This window comes from Photorhabdus heterorhabditis (genome assembly GCF_018448905.1).
Lineage (GTDB): Bacteria > Pseudomonadota > Gammaproteobacteria > Enterobacterales > Enterobacteriaceae > Photorhabdus > Photorhabdus heterorhabditis.
Genome location: NZ_RCWA01000017.1, coordinates 61,117 through 83,442, shown reverse-complemented (window position 1 = coordinate 83,442; position 22,326 = coordinate 61,117). Strand labels below are relative to the sequence as shown.

The following is a 22,326-nucleotide window of genomic DNA, read 5'->3' as shown; positions in this document are numbered from 1 at the left end:
TGGGGTAGATGCGGACTTTGGTCGCTCTTAACATATTCAGCGCTCATTGATAAAGTGCATTCATTTTAGCCTGTTTTACAGGCAGATATCAATTCAGTCAGGATACGTTGGAGTAGCCAGACCTAAAACCCTTTGGGCTTTTCGCCTTATATCCCCGCCCGCACTAGGCAAGGGTTTACGGCGGTTTTTGCTAAAGGCTTCGGTTCTACACTCGGCAGTATTGGTATTGTCATCGGTTTAGGTGTCATGATGGGAAGAGTGCTGGAAGTTTCTGGCGCTGCTGAACAGATAGCTTACAGCTTTATTAGGTGGTTGGGTAAAAAACGCGAAGAGTGGGCTTTAGCAATTACCGGTTATATTGTCAGTATTCCAATTTTTGTCGATTCTGCTTTCGTTATCCTCTACCCATTAGCTAAGGCGCTGGCTAAAAAAGGGAAACGTAATCTACTGACTCTCGGGGTAGCCCTGGCAGGTGGATTAGTTGTTACCCATCATGCCGTCCCGCCCACTCCAGGGCCGTTGGGTGTCGCAGGTATCTTTGGCGTAGATATCGGCGCTATGATGCTAGCTGGAATGGTGCTGGCAGTTCCTTGTGTTATTGGCATTGTGTTCTATGCCAAATGGCTGGCAATAAAATATCCAGAATTTCAGCCAGCTGATGAAGCAGAACAAGCTCAGGATCTGCAAGCAATCCATCAGCGCTATATGGAAGAAAAAGCGAATAAATCACTACCGGGTCTATTTTTCTCCCTGCTGCCGATTATCGTTCCTATCGTTTTAATCTTCATTAAAGCTATTAATGGATTGCTATTAAGTACTAAAACCTTTACTGGACAAGAAAACAACTTCTATTTTCAAGCATTTGATTTCCTTGGCGCACCCGTTATTGCTTTATCAATCAGCGTATTGTTGGCCGTTTATACCTTAATGCCAAAAATCAATAAACATGAAGTGATTAATCGACTGGAAGAAGGTTTACAGACTGCTGGTATTATTTTATTAGTGACAGGAGCTGGCGGTGCGTTAGGTGCGGTACTACGTGAAAGTGGCACAGGTACTATGCTGGCACAACATATAGCAAGCCTACCTCTGACACCGGTGATGATTCCATTTATCATTGCAACACTGGTTCGCTTAATTCAAGGTTCCGGTACCGTGGCAATGATTACCGCAGCGTCTATTTCTGCCCCGATCATTAGTCAGATTCCGGGGATCAATATGCTGGTCGCCGCACAAGCAGCAACTATGAGTTCACTATTCTTTGGTTATTTTAATGACAGCCTGTTTTGGGTAGTTAACCGGATGATGGGAATTAAAGATGTGAAACAACAGATGATTGTCTGGTCAGTACCGACCACGATTGCATGGGTAATTGGCTTATGTGGTGTCATCATCCTGGATCTGGTGTTATAAACACAAAATCATCAATAAAAATGGTGATTTGAATCACCATTTTTGCATTCAACTTAAATGCAAGTAACAAACAATATTTTAGATTTCTATTTCTTGATTTATATACCCAATAGATTTCAAGATGGATCGCGACGGCAAGGGAGCGAATCCCCGGGAGCATAGATAACTCTGTGACCGGGGTGAGTGAGTGCAGCCAACAAAGAGGCAACTTGAAAGATAACAGGTATATTACTATTGTAACTTTTACTTATGCATCAGATTATATACTTAACTTACCTAGAATATTAGGTTAAATTATAAAAAATTAGGATAGTCATTTTATGTCATACATGATTTATTTGTCTTTGAATGGTAAAAAACAAGGGCTGATCTCTGCTGGGTGTTCAACCCTAGATTCAATAGGAAATAGGTATCAAAATGGACACGAGGATCAAATACAGGTACTGAGTTTAAACCATACAATAACAAGACAGCAGAATGTTAGTCATCAACCCATACAGTTCATTAAGCCAGTAGATAAGTCATCACCATTGTTAGCTATGGCAATAGATTCAAATGAATCGCTAAATGGTAATTTTATTTTTTACAGAACAGGTCAAACTGGGCAATTAGAGTTGTTTTATGAAGTTAAAATAATTGAAGCTACTATTACTGATATTTCCTGTGTATATCCACATTCTATAAATAATTTCGATGCCATGCCATATGAAAGAGTTTTTCTAAATTATAAATCAATTTCATGGAATCATATAACAGCCGGCACATCAGCCTATAGTATATGGGAAGACAGAGCCTATTAATAAAATAAGCTCCATAAGTCTCATCTAATAAGCATAGCAAATGCTATGCTTATTTACAGAGTGATATGTCTTTTACATACTTATTAGTTGCCATCCATGATGATTTATCACATAGAAAATAATTTTCATTTTTTAGTTCAAAATCAACATAAAAAGAAAAAAACAAAGCAAAAATAAATCCAAATATCGCTATAAAGGTAACCAGACCTCCAATTCTATTACTACTCAAATTTATCTTTTTTTTATTACTTAAAAACACCTTATTATTATTTAAAAGAGACTTAAATAACAATATGGATATATACATACACAATGGGCTACACCAAATAAACCAAGCACTTATGGTTGAAGATGTAATAATATCGCTTCTAGTTAAAAACCCTCTATAATCGATTGTCGACGCTAACACACCAATAACCGAAGCACTCATAAATATTAATGCAGAAATAAATATCTTTACTCTAGATGGAGTGCTTTTATTACCCACGATAATACCTTCCCCAAGCATTGAAAATTTGATCGGGATGATAAGTACTTATAGGAGTTTTTACCTTATGTTCTTTTAATCTCTTAATTATAGTTTCACTAATTTTAAATTCATCATCTAACCACATTAACCCCCAAACAACAAGCGCCCCAATTATGAAAACGCCGATAGCTATAGCAGTAGTACTAAGAGCAGCAGTAACAACAAACGAAGTTGCTGCTGCAACTGTTGCTTTTGCTATTATAGTTGCGACAATTATCTTCGCCATATCCATCGATAAATTAACAAAAAAATTAGTTAAATCATACTCATTCTTAAACATCAATTCAACAGATCTATATGCAGCAGAATATATAACACCAAACCTAGCCCCTTTAACAATACTACCTTCCATAGCCACAGAACCTATCCCAACTTCCATTATTTTTTTATTATTAATAAGATATCTTGTAGCATTCAAATATTTTCTAATACCTGGACGATCAGTTAATTTTATATATCTTTCTCCATTCTTTCCCAAATATTCTATAGCTTTTATCCCCTTTCCTTTAAGTTCATTTATTATATGCGTAAAAATTCCAATATTTATAGGCTTGAAATTTTTTGCCACTTTAAAAACCCCAAGCGCATCTTTTATATTCCCTGCAAAATTTGACAAAACATCAGTTACTGGAAACGCAGTATCATTTAGAAATGATTTAATATCACACCCTAATTCTTTCAAAAAGATAATAGCTTCATTTTCATCTAATAAGGCGTAGTAATCTACATTTTCGTTTAGTTGCTTTTCAAGATCTTTATAATTGATATAATCCATTTGTTTTTTAAAATTCTTTTCATAATCAAAATCATCTTCAACCCATGTTCTTAATCGTGGATCATATTTCACTTTATAACTCCATTGATATTTATAGTTAATTGATATTCCATATCTTATCGGACTCAGCTATTTTTTCTTTAGTTTTTCTGAACTTTTGTGAACCTGATCAAGTTTCCTTGTTGAGGACTGACACTCTGTTTTAGATAATATCGTCATGAAGAATATCTGCTATGAGCATCGTCTATTTCTCATGACGACACCATATAAGGCGCTAGCTAAAAAGGGAAACGTAATCTATTGACTCTCGGGATAGCAGTTACTGGCAGCGCCTTGCTTATACCCTTCATCTTTCAAGTTGCTGCTTTGTTGGCTGCGTTCTCTTGCCGCCGCGCTTCAATTTGAAATCTATTGGGTATAAACACAAAATCATCAATAAAAATGGTGATTTGAATCACCATTTTTACATTCAACTTAAATGCAAGTAACAAACAATATTTTAAATTTCTATTTCTTGATTTATATTACTATTGTAACTTTTACTTATGTATTAGATTACATACTTAACTTACCTAGAATATTAGGTTAAATTATAAAAAATTAGGATAGTAATTTTATGTCATACATGATTTATTTGTCTCTGAATGGTAAAAAACAAGGGCTAATCTCTGCTGGGTGTTCAACCCTAGATTCAATAGGAAATAGGTATCAAAATGGACACGAGGATCAAATACAGGTACTGAGTTTAAACCATACAATAACAAGACAGCAGAATGTTAGTCATCAACCCATACAGTTCATTAAGCCAGTAGATAAGTCATCACCATTGTTAGCTATGGCAATAGATTCAAATGAATCGCTAAATGGTAATTTTATTTTTTACAGAACAGGTCAAACTGGGCAATTAGAGTTGTTTTATGAAGTTAAAATAATTGAAGCTACTCTTACTGATATTTCCTGTGTATATCCACATTCTATAAATAATTTCGATGCCATGCCATATGAAAGAGTTTTTCTAAATTATAAATCAATTTCATGGAATCATATAACAGCCGGCACATCAGCCTATAGTATATGGGAAGACAGAGCCTATTAATAAAATAAGCTCCATAAGTCTCATCTAATAAGCATAGCAAATGCTATGCTTATTTACAGAGTGATATGTCTTTTACATATTTATTAGGTTCCATCCATGATGATTTAGCACATAAAGAATATTTTTCATTTTTTAACTTAAAATCAACATAAAAAGAAAAAAACAAATTAAAAACAAATCCTATTACTGCTAAAATACCAAAAATACTCCCTATTTTATTATTGAATACCACTTTTTCTTTAGTTATAAGGTACTTGAATAATAATAAAGAAAAATACATACATAATGGACTAACCCAAATAAACCAAGCGCTTTTAGTTGAAAACGTAACAATTTCATTTCTAGTTATAAACGAAATATAATCATTTATTGATGCTAAGCCAGCAATCACAGCAACGCACATAAATGCTACTGCGACTACAAATACTTTTAATCTACTTACATTATCCACGAGAGTATCTACCCCACATGCTAAAAAATTGGTCTGGGTGATAAGGTGTAGGTGGTTTTATCTTATACTCTTTAAGTTTTTTAATTATAGTTTCACTAATTTTATATTTGCTATCTAACAAATATAAAACATAAGCAATACCAACTCCAAGAGCAAAAATACCAATAGCCACAAGGGTGGCACTAGCCCCAATAGCAAAAATTGGCGAAGTTACTATTGCTCCAACAGCAAGCCTAGCTATTGTTGTCGATACAATCAACTTTGCCATATCCATTGATAAGTTAACATAAAAATCTATTAGGTTATATTCATCCTTAAGCATTAATTCAACTGCTCTATATGCAGCGGAAAACACAATACCGAACCTAACTCCTGAAGCAATACTACCTTCCATAGCCACAGAACCAACTCCAACTTCCAGTATTTTTTTATTATTGATAAGGTATCTTGTTGCATTTAAATATTGTCTAACCGCTGGATAACCAGATAATTTTATATATCTCACACCATTTTTACCTAAAAATTCTTTAGCTATTACACCTTTTCCTTTTAATTCATTTATTATATGAGCAATTATTCCTATATTTATAGGTTTAAAATGTTTTGCTACTTTAAAAACTCCAGGAGCATCTTTTATGCTTCCAGCAAAACTTGACAAAGGATCAGCTACTGAATAGATATCATCTAGATATGATTTAAAATCACCTCCTAATGTTTTCAAAAAAATTATAGCTTCATCCTGATCTAATAAGGCATGGTAATCTATATTTTCATTCAGTTGCTTTTCAAGATCTTTATAATTGATATAATCCATTTGTTTTTTAAAATTCTTTTCATAATCAAAATCATCTTCAACCCATGTTCTTAATCGTGGATCATATTTCACTTTATAACTCCATTGATATTTATAGTTAATTGATATTCCATATCTTATGGGACTCAGCTATTTTTTCTTTAGTTTTTCTGAACTTTTGTGAACCTGATCAAGTTTCCTTGTTGAGGACTGACACTCTGTTTTAGATAATATCGTCATGAAGAATATCTGCTATGAGCATCGTCTATTTCTCATGACGACACCATATAAGGCGCTAGCTAAAAAGGGAAACGTAATCTATTGACTCTCGGGATAGCAGTTTCTGGCAGCGCCTTGCTATATACCCTTCATCTTTCAAGTTGCTGCTTTGTTGGCTGCGTTCTCTTGCCGCCGCGCTTCAATTTGAAATCTATTGGGTATAAACACAAAATCATTAATAATTTATCATCCAGCCTCCTTAACTCGGGAGGCTGAACAGCGTATTAATAACTCTGTAATTTTTGCAGGATTTTATTTCTTAAGTGGCATTGGAAGCCATGTATTTGTGCCTCTTTTCCTGTACGAGGTTATATAACTAAGGGGAATAGGAGTGATAAATGTAAGCTCTTCAGAGCGTGCTGGTATCATGGCGACAAACTCTGATTCTGCAAGCGTTAAATGGTTCATTAAAAAGTGAGGGTAATTAATTCCCCTGCTATCTTGTCTAATTTTTTCACCAAAAGTTCTTTCATTCATATCCTGCGGTTTTAATCCAGGGATTTCCATCTTATACAGATAGTTAGATTGCTCTCCAAATCCACCTGAATCCATATTCATACCCGTTGAAACATAGTTTTTATTTGGACTTCTGACATGCCCCATCATATGAGCTGAAGGCCCAATTGTAATAAATTCATCTATTAACTCTTTTTTAATTTTACCCGCATCCTGTTTTGACCATGGATAGAATCCACCTGCTGCTACGATCTGTTCAGGAGTCCGATTATCCCCTCTAAAAACAACGACTTTTCCTTGACTTGTCAGCTCTAACTTATATTTGCCAACAGTTAAAGTTGAAGACGTTGTATCACAACTATTTAATGATAATAATTTATCAGAACTTGCAGCTGCTGGCGTGGGGATATTAACCGGTGATGTTGAATTTTCAGTAGCGACAGCAATCGACGATCTTCCTGGATTAATATTTACAACAGATCTATTGGATGTATAGGATCTTGCAAACTGAGGAACAAGTTGCTCGTTGTTAGATGATGCGTTTCTCTCAAACATTGCTCTACGTTCACTTATTGCAGTCTTACGACTTAACTGCGAGAGATTTTTTGGTTTTTCACTATATTCTCTTTCCATATTCTCACCTATTAATTTCTGGTTAAAAAAGCATATTAGGAAAATCAACTTCCAAATTCACAATATTTTTATATTGGAGATTCTTGTAACATATTATATCGAGATAATGTTGATGAAAAATCCCCCCCTGCACTTTCTACCTTCCCGGTAATAACATTGACTGGTGATGACAATATCCCAGAACAATTATGGCAAGCAGCAAAATCTTTCCCAGCATTTACTGTTGTCAATCGCTGGGTAAAAATAGATGATTCCAACATATCTCGTATATATTTCCATTTTTCGCGTTTCTCTGTTCCTTTATCTCCTAAAATAAATAAGTTGTTAAGTGCCTGTACCTCCGCATGCAAACCAGCAATACCCGCCATCGTAGGTAATATATTTTCATTGTTAATAATATGCTTTCTAATCAAAACCTCTGTTTCTGCATGCAAAAATGTGTTTCCCTGTCGATACATACCCCTAACCCCAGAAATAAATTTCTCAATGTCAGTGACTTCATAAACTTCGGCCTCGTCAATTTCTTTGTATTCCCATTTTCCTTCTTTATTTTTTACTATTGAGAGTTTACGACGTTCAATCAGGCTAATACCAGGAAACAGCTTTCCTTTTGCTAAATTTCCCTTATTATCCTTAAAATTGACAAATTCATCTTTATAATGACCATTATGCTCATATCCTGCATGAGCAGAAAAATCTTGCAAAGATTTTTTTGAATAAATAAAACTTCCATTATAAACACCATTTTCGTTTAAACCTGGCATAATGAATTTACATTGCTTCGCATATTTTAACTTCCCAAATTTTTCTGAAGAATCTAGGATTAATTTTGTTTTATCACTAAATGCTTTATATTTACCAGTAAGTTTCCTATAAGCTAACATTACCGCTTCTACATTAGGAATTTCCAGACATAATGAATCTGTCATTCTATCTAAAGTTTTTCCTTTGTCAGATTGAGTTGTTTTTTCATTACGAATACGATTCTGGAACATTTATAAACCTCTATTATTGGTTGATCCTATTACACCTAAAATTATCATTACGATGTTCTGACGTCTCAATTATAAGAATTTAGATAAAGAGCGTTCTGAACAGCTACTTTAGTCAAAAAACATTGTCACACTTTTCAATATGCTACAAAAGGAACAAAGAAATTTCTGACAAATCAGATAATGAAAAATATTGCCAAGTAAATAAAAAACTGCCAAATTTAACCTTTTAAATATCATGAAAAATTATATATTATTGTTAATATAGGAAATTTAAATATTTTCAAGCTTCCATAAATAACAGATAAATTAAGCTAGTTTGGTTTTTAATTTTTCAATATTGCTAATGAAATCATTGATATCATATTCTCTTAAATAAATATCCACCACTTTATCTTTTTTAACTTCACCTAACTTCACATTGGATATATCTTTATTTAGATCAAGAAGTTCAGCTATTAACTCTCTTTGTTCATTCTCAGGTAGCATAATGAATTCATTACTTAAAAATTTCTTTAATTTATTCAAATCAATCGATTCTTTTCCTCTGGAATTTAACCAATCTGCTATTTTAAGGGCGGGTAATGCACCATCTCCCAAATCTGACTGATAGATATATCCTACCCTTTCCCGATTCATTGATGGAATATCAATTAAGAACATATGTCCAAGTCGGTGGTCATTAATTAATGCAATATAATTATTTGAGTCATTGAGCTGTTCCAGTTTTTCAGCAAATTCATTACCGTTTATTTTTCCTGTTTGCGCCATTTTTACCGGGTCAACAGCATGTTCTCCTTCAGTCATTAATTTAAATATATTTTGTGCAGAATAACCACAAACTGGCTCCGTAGGATCATAAGGATTTTCTCCAACTATATCTTTATAACTTTCAAGCCCACCAAAGGCAGAAACCATTTCGTCAATTTTTTTAAACATGTTTTCCAGATCCCTATCGATGATTTTATCTTGCCAATTATCATTCCAGAGTAATTTGTTTCCCTTGGGATCATTATGTAGTTTTATAATATCATCTATTAACTTTTCGGAGTTTAATCTAGGATCTTTTTGCTCTGGCATACCATTTAGATTAACTAAACAAGTGAGATAATCTATGTCCAGATAGTTATCTTCCTTTGCATTTTCAGATTTTACTAAATTTGTTTTTTCTTTTACACAATCATCTTCGCTACTATATTCTCGCATCATATTACCACCTATTACATTTATTAAAAAATATATCAAAAAGGAACAATACATTAATTAATAAATTATTTACATTCCATTTTTAATTAATGGATAATAAATTAAAAATTTATTATCTTGTATTTCAATTAATTCTTCAGAATATTCCTCAATAATAATACCGGTATCACTTACATTCACAATGGCACTATGACTATTTTTCCAAGTTGAAAGAATATATCTTATTTTTGATAAATAATTCGAATAGGTAATACCAGAAACATTAAGAATAACGTTTTTATTTTCCCGATTTTCATTATTCTTTACGGTGAATTCAGTTTTTAGATTCACTTTAGTAAGGGCAAAACGTGCATCTTCTGTGCCACCCAAATCTAAATACAATTTCTCTGCCAGAACCTGATTTATTTGTGAACTGTCCAGACCCGATTTTTGATTTACAGAAGAGAAAATTTGGCTAACGGGTTTTATAGCATCCATATTTAACAGTTTTACCGGGGCAGTGACTGAATACAACAAAGAAAGTCGAGGGCGATTGCTGAGAGCTTGCCAAAAATTACCCAGGCTATTTAGGTTTTCTTGCGGCGGGATCACTCTGGTATATGCCCCAGGAATTGTAGGTAATTGCCGGTTATTAACCAATGCGTTCAAAACACATGTCATGACTTTCGCAGCTTGATTATTAGGCTGGCTATCAGGATTGGCGCTATCTCCTGATGGCTTATTTGAATGCCAATAAGTAATTAAGTAGTTGTAATTAATATTTACCCATCCCGGCAATAATGTACTGGAGGCAGGACAATAACTCCTGGGTTCGGCAGAACGTAGTTGTAGGTCTTCATGTATATCATAAAGAAATACACTAACTGTAGGACATGATGGAATTGATTCCATTTCAGGTAGATCAAAACGGATATCAATTTTCTGACCATAAATATTTAAATACTGAGATAAGATTGTATTTAATGCATTATTAACCTCAACGATTGCATTATCAGGTTCAATTATATTTATCATATTAACTCCAATTCTATTAAATGTTTAAAAAATCAATCTACCCGTTTTATTTAATTCAAGTATCACGGCCCGTTCTATATATTTATTTTCAATTTTAACGCTATGATTTTCGGCTGCTAATATCGATGCTAATAAAGCAATGTTTCTAATATTGGCTCCGGTTAGATCTGCCCGTTTAGCCAAATGTTCAAAATTAATCTCATCCGATAATCTAACTTGTTCAGGCCAAATGGTCTGCCACATTTTTTTACGCAATATTTCATCAGGATAAGTGAAACGAGTAATAAAGGTAAAGCGGCGATTAAATGCACTGTCCAGATGGCTGCGGTTATTAGTGGCTAAAATGACTAATCCCGGATAATCCTCCAATCGTTGTAAAAGATAAGAAACTTCAATATTAGCGTGTCTATCATGAGCATCTTTAGTTTCACTGCGCTTGCCAAATAATGCATCGGCTTCGTCAAAAAACAGGACCCCGGAATCAGCTTCCGCCAGGTCAAAAATACGGGCAATATTCTTCTCAGTTTCACCGATATATTTATTTACAACAGTAGAAAGATCCACTTTAATCAGATCAACACCAAGATACCCAGCAATAACCTCTGCCGCCATGGTTTTTCCCGTCCCTGATTCACCATAGAATAAAGCACTAATACCGGTACCATAGCTTATTTTATCCTGAAAGCCAGAACTCAGAATCTGGTCACGATAATTAATTGCCGCGATAATTTCTTTTAATTGTTGGACCAATTCATCCGAAATCACTAAATCATTAAAGTGGCGTTTTGGGGTAACTCTCTGGGCTAATTTACCGAAATTCTGTTGAGCGCGGAAACTTAATGCCTTGTACAAATCTATTTCTTCTAATTGACCTTGTGGTTGCCGGAGTATTTGGTATTGGCAAGCCTCTTTAAGAATTAAGGGTAATGTTTCGGCTGTAAATGAAAAACGCTGACATAATTTAGCGATATTAATCTCATCTGAAGAATTACTCGGTAAACTTGTTTTTAACATGATTCCTTTTTCTGTCAATGTTGCCATAGGCATATTAATTTGCACCATGGACAGATGTTTAATCCACATTAATGATTCTCTTGATTCTACTAAACAAACTACGCGTAATTTTGGTTGGTTCAGCAAAATAGATAATTCACTATTTAATATTTTCTTTTCTGCGGTAAGCAAAGAAAAATTGCGGATTAATAAACAGGCATCGTGTAACCGGGCTTCCCGTACTGCGTTTTTTAACAAGTCAGATATTGTGGTTGAGTTCTCTTCATTTGGCAGGCGAGCTAAATCAAGGATTAACGTATTAATGCCATGAGACACCATGATATTACTCACCGCTAATTCTCTGGCGCTGGCCTGTTTTCCTCTGAGTATTACCAGTGGATACACCTCGTCTGCTTCATTCAATAATATTTTTTCAAGTTGACGATAAAGCGTTGGCGGATACCAAATGTGTAATGCAGGAGTACACCAGTAAGCACAGGTTATTAAAGGAGGTAAAATAACTCGCTGATCAAATAAAAAATGCCAAATTGCACTGTGAGTTAAAAATTGCGTTTGTAACCAGATAGACTCCTCGTCATTATTGAGTAGTAATAAATGATGACTAATTAATGGCGTGGGTGGTAAGAAGCAGTTTTGCAGTAATTGTTGATCACTTTGACGTTCACTAAATAATTCAATCGCTAAAGCAAAACTGGGCCATTGTCTTTTGCTATTACCATGCAGAGCAGCAAACAGCGCATGATAGCGGCTGTCAAAATGTGGCAATAAACCTAACAGTAAAACATCACATTCAAATTCAGTGAGTTCAAAACGTTCGACCAATAGTAACAAAGCATTAGAGGCAAGGTGCTTTTCAGTTTCTGGGTAGCTAACAATATTACTTTCCTCAGATAACCAATGAGGAATGCCCTGCGGTTGTACCAAATATTGATCTACCTTATCTTCGTCAAGTAAAAAACTCTCTGGCAAAGAGTCGTATTTATCTCTCTTTTGATAATAGTAATGCTGCAATAATAGATCAATACGTTCCAAATGAGGATAAATCCAACGTAACTCAGCCATCATATAATGGTTATTTTTGAGTAAAGAATTCATATAAACCTTTTAAATATTTTGCCAGTCTATGGATAAAGGCTGATTCAGCCAGGGAAGTTTTGCGATATGTAACGGCCATGGCCAGTCATTTAATAGCAGATCAAATGTCTGACGTTGGATTATGATTTTGATTTCCTGTTCACCAATGAGCAACTTACCTGGCCGTTGTAAAAACAGTTGCCGGACGTCATTACGGCTTAAGTTTTTCCAGCCAGGAAGTTGGGCGATAACGGCATCCAGCCATTGCTCTGTTATCAACCGTTTTTCTGGCTCAAGAAAAATTGATTCATTATCTTCATTGACCATTAAGCCACACAATACGTTATTCAATGTCTTTCGTTCTATTTGCCTCTCTTCGTCTCCCCAAATCAGGTAGTCCAGTAAATCAACTGCACTAAACTGAGCCTGATGATGAATAAATTGTTGTGTTTCAAGCAAACCAAAATGATTAAATAATGTAGCCAACATCGGCCATAGAATTAATATTCCAGCATTATTTACTTGATATAAAGGAGTTTGTTCAGTCAATAAATCCGGCCAAATGCGTGGTCTGTTAATAGTTTGCAATTGACTACAGTGATTATCTTTAACACATAGGTTATCTGATGCTAATAATATTGAATGATCTTGAGAGATTAATTTTTGATCCGCATTATTTGATATAAAGCGTTGCGAAAGATGTTGATATTGTTCAGCAGAAAGATATTTTTTACCGAGTTGTGAAACAGGAGTCAATTGCCATAATGGGGCTAACCACGCTGTACCTGCTTTGTTATATAACACCGGATGTTGCAATAGCTGGAGAATATTTTCTGTTTTGACCTCCCCTGTTTGAATCGCTGTAGCTATTAATGAAAGTTGATGCTGATTTAATGGTGGTAAATCTTGCTGAGGCTCCATTGCTAATATCTGTAATAACTGAGCCAATAGAAGATTAACTTCCGTTGTTTTACGGAAAGCATGTTCTCTGAAAGTTTGCTCTTGATCACTAAAACGATTAACTAAAGTTTCATATTGCTGAATAGAGAGGTGTTTTTTGCAAAGTTGCGGAATGAGATCTGTTTGCCAAAGTTGTACCAGCCACTCATGTAATAACGAATGATTAGTCACGATAACTTGACGAAATAACGTAAGAATAGGTACAACATTAAGCGTCCCTTGATTGAGGTCAACGATAATACGTGATATCACTTGCGTATCTGGCTTGATTATTTCTTGTATATTATGCCACTGCATATATCCCAGCGCATTCAATATCAGTTGACCAGCGGAAACTAATTCTTCCTGATGCTGTGATATATTTATATCCTCTAATAATTTGCAATTAATGGCAGTTAATAAAGCCGGTTGATTGATAGACAAAAGTCGTTGCAAACGATATTCAGATAAACAGCTTTTTGCTAATAATAATGTTAAATGACTTTCCATTCGCGTTAATTGATTAATTAACTGTTTGACATTGATATTATCTAGCATTACTTTTTTTGAATTTAATTTAAAATCTTTTTGAGATAAATAATGAATAAACTCCTCTATATTAATTAAACGATTATCCTTAAGTGAAGGAGGCTTATTGGTATTTTTTAATATAATTGGATCTTCCTGAAAGATTTTTTCTTCATTATTATCCTTATAACATTGGCTAAATACTCTATTTAGCGCAGCATTAAGCCTAATCGGAAACAATGAATTAAAATCATGCAAGCTTATTGTACCAAGATCCAATGATAATTTTTCCAAACAAATATCTTGATTGATAGTATATTCATTAAAATATAAGTTAAATAGCTGATATATATTGACTTTATTTAGTAGAGAACCATGCAATACTTTTTTAGCCTCCTGTTGATTATCAGCGTCAATATTAATGGTAATCTGATCCAGCTGATTTTTCTCAGAAATCATATAAATATTTCCTTTCTAATTAATAAGAATATACCCTTCATCTTTCAAGCTGCTGCTGGGTATAGATGACATGAATCTGCCAGTGTGGAATAAAATTAAAGTTTTATAATAAAGGCTAATAAATAGTAAGGCGGAACCACGTCAACTTTATGGCTATGTGGAGAAGACGATCCTGTTGCTGGGTGATTATGTCCTTTTCCCTCCCCAACTTCTGATGTATGTGGATGCAGATCATCATAATTACTATTTTTATCTTTGTGCCAAAGTGACGAATTAGGTGTATTATCTATTCGGTATGGTGTTTTCCCCCAATTAACATGGGAATATCCAAATCCTCCATCACTATGATAAGGAAGACATTGAATATGTTTATGCTTAGGTATTTGTGAGATATCCAGTATAGTATCTTCTACTTTAACGTTGACAGAAACTGTAATTGATTCTGTATCTTTGAAGGAGTTTTTCTTATCTCCACTACCACTGGCTTTACTACTTTCGCCTTTTTCAGAAAGGGTTTCACCGCACATAATAAAACGGTTTCTTAAATCTGGGGTTTTGTTATCACCATTACAAAAAGCCCAACCTGGTGGGATTTCATTCTCTGAACCTGAAAACATCACAATCATTCCTTTAGGGAATACTTGGTTTGGATTAATACTAATGCCATCTGAATCAACAGTGATACCATTCCCAGTCTTGATTTTAACCACTAATCTACCATGCTCATCCAGTTTCAGCGCTGAATTTGGATTATCGGCTTGTCCAGGCGCTTGCCCGGTTGCTTTGCGGCCAATATCAGCCATATCAATTAAATATTCATAATCAGTCTGTAATGGAATACTGCCGGCTTTAAAACGATCTTTTAAATATTTTACTGAGAGATTTTTTGATTCACTCTTAGTATCTTCCGCTTTTGGTAGATTATGTTCTTTTTCCATTTTTATTACCTCATATAGTATCGAATTATTTTAAATACCCATGTGGATATTACTACTCAATAATATACCCGTCATCTTTCAAGTTGCTTCTTTGTTGGCTGCACTCACTCACCCCGGTCACAGTGTTATCTATGCTCCCGGGGATTCGCTCCCTTGCCGCCGCGATGCATCTTGAAATCCATAGGGTATAAAAGATAATTAATTTAATAGTAAAATAAATGGTTCCTATTATGATGACACATTACCCCTTCTCATATGTAAATTAATCTTTGTTTTTATCATTTTCAGACTGAGATTGAGAATGTTCAGATAATGTATTTTTATCACTATCTTCATTAATCTCCGTATTTATCTGAACTCCTGGTACATATAACAGTTGGTCACTCTCAATCATCTTAGCACGCAATTCATCATTAGGTTCTTTGATGACTTCATTTTTCTGTTTTTCAGTCGCAATGCGCAAATTTCCCGTACCGGTTAATGCCGAAGGCAAACGACCCAAGGTTAACATTTCTAATATATGATAGGCTTCATCCCCTAAAGGAGCACCATTATTTTGCCAACGCTTATAAGTGCTGGCAAAATTTTTAAAACGTTCTGGTGACAACCAATGAATAATCATAGAAATATGCGCCGGGAATTCAGCTAAAATCTCAGTTTTTATCCAAGATTCCAGTTTGTGAGGATCAACATGACTATTATTCCCAATTAACTGGCGATTAATCACTACACTGACGACAAATGAAAAACGATCGGTATAAGCATATTTTTCACTGGAGAAATACCAACGATAACGCCACGCTTCTTCCTCTGGTGGAAAATTATGTTTCTGATCTGCCATTTTTTCGAGTTTTATCCAACCCTCAATACGATCAAAGTCCATTATCTTGGCTTTTAGCTCATAATCTGATGGAGAATCTGAACCCATCGACGTATTTCTTGGTGATACATGAGATGTAATGACATATTTCAGGGTGATTTCATCACCTTTATTGATCATTGCAGGGAAAGGGCTGTAGGCATTAGAGACAATCCATCGTTCATCTTTTCCACTACTTTCATGTAATTTATCGTCATAAACCAGTTGATAATCCATATCTTCTAACCACACCGGACTATCACACCAGAATAAATTATTATTATCAAATGCCTGCTGGACTTCTTTCAGTCTGTGTTCCAAAACCACACTGTTATGGGTATCAAGATAAAATGATTTTTCCGTAATTTTAGTAATTATTTGCCCCCGCAATGTGAATCCATTATCGCCTTTAATAATCAGGTCAATCATTTGCCCGCGCAGTAACTGCCCTACCACTTCTTTTTTCTGGGTAATAATTAAATGATGGCTTTTAGAACTAGGGTTATCCTTAATATCCAGAGCATCAGGCTCTTGCTCCTTGTCGAATTTCGCATTAGATTTTACGGGTAAAAGCCGACGATGCTCAATCAAGTAAAAAGGAAGGTCTGCCAGATCTGGTGGTTCATTGAAACATTTTTTCCCCAAACCCAGCCGAGCTGCAATCCGTTTTTGCAGTGCCGACACCTTATCAATACGAATATTATTACGGTGATAGGCCAATTCTGGTTGTTGAGCTAAGTAACCGCGCTGGGTAGATAGAAAATCCTGTCGGCTAAGTATCAGAGGTCTGGCTGCACGATGAGCACCAAAATAGCCTAATAGGTAATCCAGAATTTCCAATTCCTTAGAATAACTTCCGTCATTACTGTCGATTTGCGCATCATCATTTAACTTCTTAATTAAGTCAGGCATTATTTCCTGATGCACTTTTTGACTTATCGTATTCGTTTTAAAAGGCCATTGCACACCGTATACTGCATTTCCTCGCTGTTTAAAAGCCAATAGTTTTGGCAATAAAGCGAGTTCAGCGCAGCCATTAGCCAACATTTGTTCAAAAGGCAGCATAAATTGATGCAATTGTTTTTGTTGTTGAGTATTAGCGTCAGTCTGCAATCCATAACAGGCAGGTAATTTATTGCTCACCGGATAGTAATCCCGGACTTTACGATGTTTTCCCCAGTTTAATAATTCTGCCCGTGTATCAATCAGCGGTTCTGTAATGAGCTTTTTCTCTATATCTTCTTTAGAAACCGAAACTTTCACACCACCTTTAGCAATAATAGTCAGCGGGCCGTTTGGTGAGGTAATCAATGCTAAGGGATCTTGGCCCCATAGTCTGGGATAATAATGTTCTTTAACAATTTTCCAGGACCAATTATCGCCCGATATCGGAGAAATAAGGTGAGTATCATATTCGCCTAATTCCAGCCGGGTGACACTTTGAACACCTTTAATCGTCAATAATCGGTTAACCAGAGGACTTAGCTTTAATACCATCGAGCCGTCGTAATTTTTAATCGGCGGTAATTGAGGTATCCAACCGTGATGTAAATAAGGCCCATCAAAAATTTCTTCATTACTGTAATCCTGTTCCTTCATTGCCTCAGTGGTATAGCGTAATGGCTTTTCAATCACTATTTCTTCCGCTGTCATATAAATTTTAGCCAATATGTCAGCGATATCTTTGACATCATCATTTAGCTGAATATCAATCTGTAATGGTAGATCGACGGGTTCCAGCCAAATAATTTTACTGACAAACTCTCCCAGGTTACGGTTGTTCCGCAAGAAGTCTTTCAGGATTTCCTCAGCCTGAGTTTTATTGGTTTCAGTTTCCCGGCTGGGGAGTAAATAAAGCCAGTAGTTTCCTCTTAGGGTTAATTGGCTATCTGTTCCAGAATTTTTAAATCTATATTCACGTTTCTCTTTGTTATACCAGTATTCATAGCGTTGGCCTTTAGGCTCACATACCAGCAGCACATCATTAAATAAAAAATAACCATTAACTGTGTCGCAACTATGTAAAGTGTTGCCACTATGTAAAGTGTCGCCACTATGTAAAGTGTCGCCACTGTGCAAATCCAACAAGGCCCGGCGATAATCCTCCGCCGTAATGGGGCCACAAGTCAGCATTTGTTGCGGACCAAATTCTTGTGGAAAAATACCATCACCGGATGTCCGTTCTTCTGGTTTAGGGGTAAGGAGATCTCGAAGTGGTAATGAATGGCGATAGGCTAAATCGGATGCACCATAGCAACAGGCTTCTAATAGCGTAATACCGGGATCATTTTCCCCCATATCACTCCAGCATTGCCCGGATTGTTGCTTAATAATCGCTTTTGCTTGAGTGAGTAAGGTATCAAAGGCAATATCGTCTTTAACGATGGAAAACAATGCATCCTGATTATTCATTGTTAACTCCTTGATTTAATGAATTCTTTTCAGGCCAAACTAAAATCAGTACTTCATTATCGTCAGCTTCAATACTTTTACCTTTATCACCTACACTCTGGCTGCCTTTTTGCAAAGTTAAGCCAGTGACCCGCTCAACCAAAGGTGATCGCTGAATCGTGGCTAACAACTGGTAATAATCAATGTGACTCCCGATTGCGACACCGATAACAGGATTTTCCCCCCATGGCATATATTGCCGACTCAATTCTCGTTGTAGTTGATCATAGCCATAAGCGGGACTAATACCGGAAACAAATGCCAGGTGATAACGGATCAGGACGTCAACATAAGTAGGATTGCTAATTTCAATGTCTACCCAAGGGCTACTTAATCGACCTAACCACTCAATCATCTCTTTCAATTGAGCCGCGTTCAATTTCGGGCGTAGCGCATCATCGTTATCTTTGTAACGGTTGTCCGGGATCACGATCAATTGTTGCTTTTCTGGTGCCGGAATAGTGGTTAATTTACTGCCAGAATGGTGTCTGACATCAAATAAGCTAATAAAATGATCTTTTAGCAATGTCACCATATTCCCCCAACTCAACGCTCGGTTACGATGAGACAGCCGGGTAGGAATCCGTTTCAAAAAGGCTTGCTCAGTTTCTGGCGGGTGACCATTCCAGGACGCCCAAGGTTGGGTAATACCATTGATTGCAACGGATGCAGTGACCAGTTGTTTAATACTGTCGGCGGCCAATCCATTGATAAAATGATCCTGCTCAACCGTTTCTGAATTAATTAAGGTGGCGATTGTGGCGTTATACAGCAGGCCCTTAATACGTGGATAATCTTGAGGTTTAATCTGATTGGTTATCTCTGCTTTCAGCCAGTACCGGCCCGTCGGCATCAGAGCGACTTGATTTGCCGCGTCCTCTGGTAATAAGGCACGCCAGATACCCCGATCAAACAGATTACGCGTTTGATCGTGAACTCGTTTATCCAATGGACTCCAGATGTTGTGTTTGTTGAGATAAAACCAGGATAAATTAAGCGCTTTAAGACCTTCTAACTGCCAATATAAGGATAGCGTTTGCCCTGGCAGTACACCGGTAAATCCCAAATAAAATGCTTCATGGGTGAATGCTGACGTTTCCGCTGCTGCCTCGCCACGGCCAAAAGGTGCCAGAGGATAAACGGCAAATTGTTCAGGTTTGGCTTTAGCGCTGAATTGAACCTGTAACGCACTGATTTGTGGCGTATAGGGTAAATTCTTATCTTTGGGATTTTTCCAGTATTGGGGGTGCATAAAATCTTGCTTGGCCAGTTCTATACGCACCGATGCAGGCCAATCATTAGGTTCTGGACTGTCTGCAAGAGGGTAATCCATTGCCGGTAAGGTAAACGTTAGACTTTGCCCTTGGGGTTCATTAGCTCCATCGAATAATGACTGGAGTCCATTAATCGTCTTTTTTTCCTTATTAGGAGTAACTAAATAACCCTGAATCTCAAATGCCTTATTATCGGGTTTAGTATCATATGCTGCATACCATTGTGAAAAATTTTGTTGCGGCAAGCCAACCCATTGAGGCGTAATCGTCAATGTTGCGTTTTCAGAGCCATACCATTCCGGGGCAACCAAATTAAAACCGGAGCCTAACGACGGCAATTGACCAAAGGGAAAACTGGTTGTATCCGTTTGTTCAATACCGCCATCAGAGGCATAGTACACACTGCGGTTACCATTAACATTGACTTCGATCTCGGTAATTTTAGGTAGAGTAGAGCCTTGAGTGGTACCTAGCTTTAACACCGGTACATCAAACGTCATATTATCCAAACCATCAGGCGGAGTGATGGGATCATGGTTAGCTGACAAGTAAAATGTAAGGCAATGGACGTCAGTATTTTCTTTTACTTCTGTTGTTACAGAAGGTTTCGGCAGTGAAAGCCAATGATCTCCCGAACTGATCTGAGCAATGATGTGATCACGATTACCTTCCCACTTGTTCGCCAGTGTCACTTTAATACTGCGTTTTCCTGCTGACATGGTAAATAGAGGCGAAGTAATCAGATAGCCTGAAAGCACTGAAACATCATTAGATGTTGGGCTAAAAAGCCGGATATCGTTTTCTGGTAATTTAATGCTCTCTGCAAGATTCAATAGTATTGCCGATTGCCAGCCATCACCCTCTTTTCGATACCAACGCAAATCGGTTAATGCCCCCTGATTCGCTAATAAATCGGATTCGGTCACATACTGTAACGGATTTCCCGCCCTATCATGCCCGGCATCAAAAAGTGTTCCTTTTGGAATAAGATATTCGGCACAATCAGCATTCAGGGTAATACCTATTGCAACCTGATCCGCCCGCGCATTTCTGGGTTTCAAACCCAATAACTCCCGGTAATAAAGATTACGATGCCGTGCCGGGAAGGTATTGAATAATATTTTAGTTGTTTCTAATAGTTTTAAAAAAGCCAGTAAAAATGCCTGATGGGCGGGTAAAAGGCCATTTGCTTTATGCACATTTTGGTAAATATCCACTAATTGCTGAGGATGATTTTCCTGAATAAAGTAGAAACTATCCCAGAATTTCTTTTTCTCCTGATCAAAGGGAATTTTTTCCGCATATGTTTTAAGCCAATTTAAAATATCCAACATACTTCTTTCATCAAGTTTAAAATTGGTATCCGGTACGATAGCGGTAAGTTTATTATTTAATCCGGTCTGTTCCATATTTACGCCACCTGTTATTTGAATATAACCTTAATATGTTTTCAGGAGATCATGATTATTTGAAAATAAGATTAAACTGTTATCTACCCGGCACTAACGGCATATTGACTGGCAATAAAACGGCCTTTTCCCATACTGGGTGCTGTCACATCTGGGCCAGCCTGACTAGTTGCTGGTTGTGACGGCGTAAAACGGGCAGTAAATTGTTGCCCAACAATAATCACCGTGACAGGGCTGCGACAAAAGTTTACCTGCTGGCTGGCATCTAACTGAGCAATGGTGACCATGCCCATACCGGGTATCGGGTGGCTGGGGGTAATATATTGCGCTTGAAACTGTACTTTTTTTTCGTCCCCCACAATAACGATCTTTTTCCCCCGGATTTGCGCGTGCCCGCTGCCTCTGATGGTTGCCGGCCCCAAAATGATGACCTGCCGGTTACCAAACAACGGTTCGAATAGCAGGATGTCGCCATCAACAACCAGTTGTTTACTCATAAGATCACCCGTATCGGCCCTTCGCCAATCTCAAGAATACCTTCAATTTGCTGGCTAATTTCGCTACCTCTCAGGGCATAAGTCACCTGAACATGTAAGGTATTAGGCAAATCGGTTCTCTGGCTCCCCTGAATTTCTGTCACTTCTGCACGGGGTTCATAACGTAATACTCGCTCTTCAATGCGCGTTTGAATTCGTGCTATCAGTTCATCACTGATATTTTCAAACATATAATCATTCAGGCCACAACCATAATCTTCACGCATAATCCGCTCGCCAGGTTCCGTTAAAAAAAGGATTTTCATACTCTGGCGAACATGCTCGGCTCCTTCCGCCATTTTTACGCCGGATTGTGTTTCAGGAATATTTTCATCGATAAAAAACTGTGGCGGAAATGCCCAGCCCCGACCATAAATATCAGCCAATATTTTGTTTGTCATTTTACTT

18 protein-coding genes are annotated in these 22,326 nt (G+C 36.6%); 3 read left to right on the top strand and 15 right to left on the bottom strand.

Features of this window, described 5'->3' with window-relative positions; translation table 11 throughout:
- Positions 1-132: 132 nt before the first annotated feature.
- Positions 133-1,413 (top strand): GntP family permease, encoded by a 1,281-nt coding sequence (locus EAE89_RS12705; RefSeq protein WP_244866415.1) that lies wholly within the window; start codon positions 133-135, stop codon positions 1,411-1,413.
- A gap of 320 nt (positions 1,414-1,733) precedes the next feature.
- On the top strand, positions 1,734-2,213 hold the full coding sequence (locus EAE89_RS12700) for an Hcp family type VI secretion system effector (RefSeq protein ID WP_214085994.1): 480 nt from the start codon (positions 1,734-1,736) through the stop codon (positions 2,211-2,213).
- 49 nt (positions 2,214-2,262) lie between these two features.
- Here EAE89_RS12700 and EAE89_RS12695 read toward each other — a convergent pair whose 3' ends face one another.
- Together EAE89_RS12695 and EAE89_RS12690 are read right to left on the bottom strand one after the other, a co-directional pair.
- A complete protein-coding gene (locus tag EAE89_RS12695) occupies positions 2,263-2,700 on the bottom strand; it encodes a DUF1240 domain-containing protein (protein WP_338049416.1) in 438 nt (145 codons plus the stop codon).
- A complete protein-coding gene (locus EAE89_RS12690; protein WP_214085993.1) occupies positions 2,693-3,589 on the bottom strand; it encodes a hypothetical protein in 897 nt (298 codons plus the stop codon). Before EAE89_RS12690 ends, EAE89_RS12695 begins: the two co-directional genes overlap by 8 nt.
- Positions 3,590-4,133: 544 nt before the next feature.
- Here EAE89_RS12690 and EAE89_RS12685 point away from each other — a divergent pair.
- The gene (locus tag EAE89_RS12685) at positions 4,134-4,613 is read left to right on the top strand and encodes an Hcp family type VI secretion system effector (protein WP_054481540.1); all 480 of its coding nucleotides are present in this window, start codon (positions 4,134-4,136) and stop codon (positions 4,611-4,613) included.
- A 49-nt stretch (positions 4,614-4,662) separates the two neighbouring features.
- On the opposite strand, the gene EAE89_RS12680 is transcribed toward EAE89_RS12685, so the two are convergent.
- The 13 genes from EAE89_RS12680 to EAE89_RS12620 all read right to left on the bottom strand — a co-directional run bounded on the left by EAE89_RS12680 (position 4,663) and on the right by EAE89_RS12620 (position 22,319).
- Positions 4,663-5,064 carry a DUF1240 domain-containing protein gene (locus EAE89_RS12680; RefSeq protein WP_262499980.1) on the bottom strand — a complete coding sequence of 134 codons (402 nt, stop codon included), beginning with the start codon at positions 5,062-5,064 and terminating at the stop codon, positions 4,663-4,665.
- The gene (locus EAE89_RS12675) at positions 5,057-5,950 is read right to left on the bottom strand and encodes a hypothetical protein (RefSeq protein ID WP_214085992.1); all 894 of its coding nucleotides are present in this window, start codon (positions 5,948-5,950) and stop codon (positions 5,057-5,059) included. The genes EAE89_RS12680 and EAE89_RS12675 overlap by 8 nt, the downstream gene beginning before the upstream one ends.
- Positions 5,951-6,388: 438 nt before the next feature.
- A complete protein-coding gene (locus tag EAE89_RS12670; protein ID WP_214085991.1) occupies positions 6,389-7,225 on the bottom strand; it encodes a hypothetical protein in 837 nt (278 codons plus the stop codon).
- Between the two features lie 68 nt (positions 7,226-7,293).
- The gene (locus tag EAE89_RS12665; RefSeq protein WP_214085990.1) at positions 7,294-8,220 is read right to left on the bottom strand and encodes a YwqJ-related putative deaminase; all 927 of its coding nucleotides are present in this window, start codon (positions 8,218-8,220) and stop codon (positions 7,294-7,296) included.
- Between the two features lie 306 nt (positions 8,221-8,526).
- Positions 8,527-9,426 (bottom strand): cycle-inhibiting factor, encoded by a 900-nt coding sequence (locus tag EAE89_RS12660; RefSeq protein WP_214085989.1) that lies wholly within the window; start codon positions 9,424-9,426, stop codon positions 8,527-8,529.
- Between the two features lie 66 nt (positions 9,427-9,492).
- Positions 9,493-10,437, bottom strand: a complete 945-nt coding sequence (locus EAE89_RS12655; protein ID WP_214085988.1) for a Pvc16 family protein — start codon at positions 10,435-10,437, stop codon at positions 9,493-9,495.
- A gap of 24 nt (positions 10,438-10,461) precedes the next feature.
- Positions 10,462-12,546: an ATP-binding protein gene (locus EAE89_RS12650; RefSeq protein WP_214085987.1), complete on the bottom strand. Its 2,085-nt coding sequence runs from the start codon at positions 12,544-12,546 to the stop codon at positions 10,462-10,464.
- Between the two features lie 9 nt (positions 12,547-12,555).
- Positions 12,556-14,451, bottom strand: a complete 1,896-nt coding sequence (locus EAE89_RS12645) for a contractile injection system tape measure protein (RefSeq protein ID WP_214085986.1) — start codon at positions 14,449-14,451, stop codon at positions 12,556-12,558.
- Between the two features lie 95 nt (positions 14,452-14,546).
- Positions 14,547-15,389 (bottom strand): phage tail protein, encoded by an 843-nt coding sequence (locus EAE89_RS12640; protein ID WP_054479765.1) that lies wholly within the window; start codon positions 15,387-15,389, stop codon positions 14,547-14,549.
- A 262-nt stretch (positions 15,390-15,651) separates the two neighbouring features.
- Positions 15,652-18,660 (bottom strand): hypothetical protein, encoded by a 3,009-nt coding sequence (locus EAE89_RS12635; RefSeq protein ID WP_214085985.1) that lies wholly within the window; start codon positions 18,658-18,660, stop codon positions 15,652-15,654.
- On the bottom strand, positions 18,653-21,382 hold the full coding sequence (locus EAE89_RS12630) for a baseplate J/gp47 family protein (RefSeq protein ID WP_214085984.1): 2,730 nt from the start codon (positions 21,380-21,382) through the stop codon (positions 18,653-18,655). The genes EAE89_RS12635 and EAE89_RS12630 overlap by 8 nt, the downstream gene beginning before the upstream one ends.
- Before the next feature lie 83 nt (positions 21,383-21,465).
- On the bottom strand, positions 21,466-21,879 hold the full coding sequence (locus EAE89_RS12625; RefSeq protein WP_054479758.1) for a hypothetical protein: 414 nt from the start codon (positions 21,877-21,879) through the stop codon (positions 21,466-21,468).
- On the bottom strand, positions 21,876-22,319 hold the full coding sequence (locus EAE89_RS12620; protein ID WP_149617051.1) for a GPW/gp25 family protein: 444 nt from the start codon (positions 22,317-22,319) through the stop codon (positions 21,876-21,878). Before EAE89_RS12620 ends, EAE89_RS12625 begins: the two co-directional genes overlap by 4 nt.
- Positions 22,320-22,326 lie beyond the last annotated feature (7 nt).

What these genes read in the sequence shown, in the direction of transcription:
- EAE89_RS12700 (WP_214085994.1), top strand. Translation starts at nt 1,734, where the DNA reads ATGTCATACATGATTTATTTGTCTTTGAATGGTAAAAAACAAGGGCTG.
- EAE89_RS12685 (WP_054481540.1), top strand. Translation starts at nt 4,134, where the DNA reads ATGTCATACATGATTTATTTGTCTCTGAATGGTAAAAAACAAGGGCTA.
- EAE89_RS12650 (WP_214085987.1), bottom strand. Translation starts at nt 12,546, where the DNA reads ATGAATTCTTTACTCAAAAATAACCATTATATGATGGCTGAGTTACGT.
- EAE89_RS12660 (WP_214085989.1), bottom strand. Translation starts at nt 9,426, where the DNA reads ATGATGCGAGAATATAGTAGCGAAGATGATTGTGTAAAAGAAAAAACA.
- EAE89_RS12670 (WP_214085991.1), bottom strand. Translation starts at nt 7,225, where the DNA reads ATGGAAAGAGAATATAGTGAAAAACCAAAAAATCTCTCGCAGTTAAGT.
- EAE89_RS12640 (WP_054479765.1), bottom strand. Translation starts at nt 15,389, where the DNA reads ATGGAAAAAGAACATAATCTACCAAAAGCGGAAGATACTAAGAGTGAA.
- EAE89_RS12620 (WP_149617051.1), bottom strand. Translation starts at nt 22,319, where the DNA reads ATGACAAACAAAATATTGGCTGATATTTATGGTCGGGGCTGGGCATTT.
- EAE89_RS12645 (WP_214085986.1), bottom strand. Translation starts at nt 14,451, where the DNA reads ATGATTTCTGAGAAAAATCAGCTGGATCAGATTACCATTAATATTGAC.
- EAE89_RS12635 (WP_214085985.1), bottom strand. Translation starts at nt 18,660, where the DNA reads ATGAATAATCAGGATGCATTGTTTTCCATCGTTAAAGACGATATTGCC.
- EAE89_RS12665 (WP_214085990.1), bottom strand. Translation starts at nt 8,220, where the DNA reads ATGTTCCAGAATCGTATTCGTAATGAAAAAACAACTCAATCTGACAAA.
- EAE89_RS12625 (WP_054479758.1), bottom strand. Translation starts at nt 21,879, where the DNA reads ATGAGTAAACAACTGGTTGTTGATGGCGACATCCTGCTATTCGAACCG.
- EAE89_RS12655 (WP_214085988.1), bottom strand. Translation starts at nt 10,437, where the DNA reads ATGATAAATATAATTGAACCTGATAATGCAATCGTTGAGGTTAATAAT.
- EAE89_RS12630 (WP_214085984.1), bottom strand. Translation starts at nt 21,382, where the DNA reads ATGGAACAGACCGGATTAAATAATAAACTTACCGCTATCGTACCGGAT.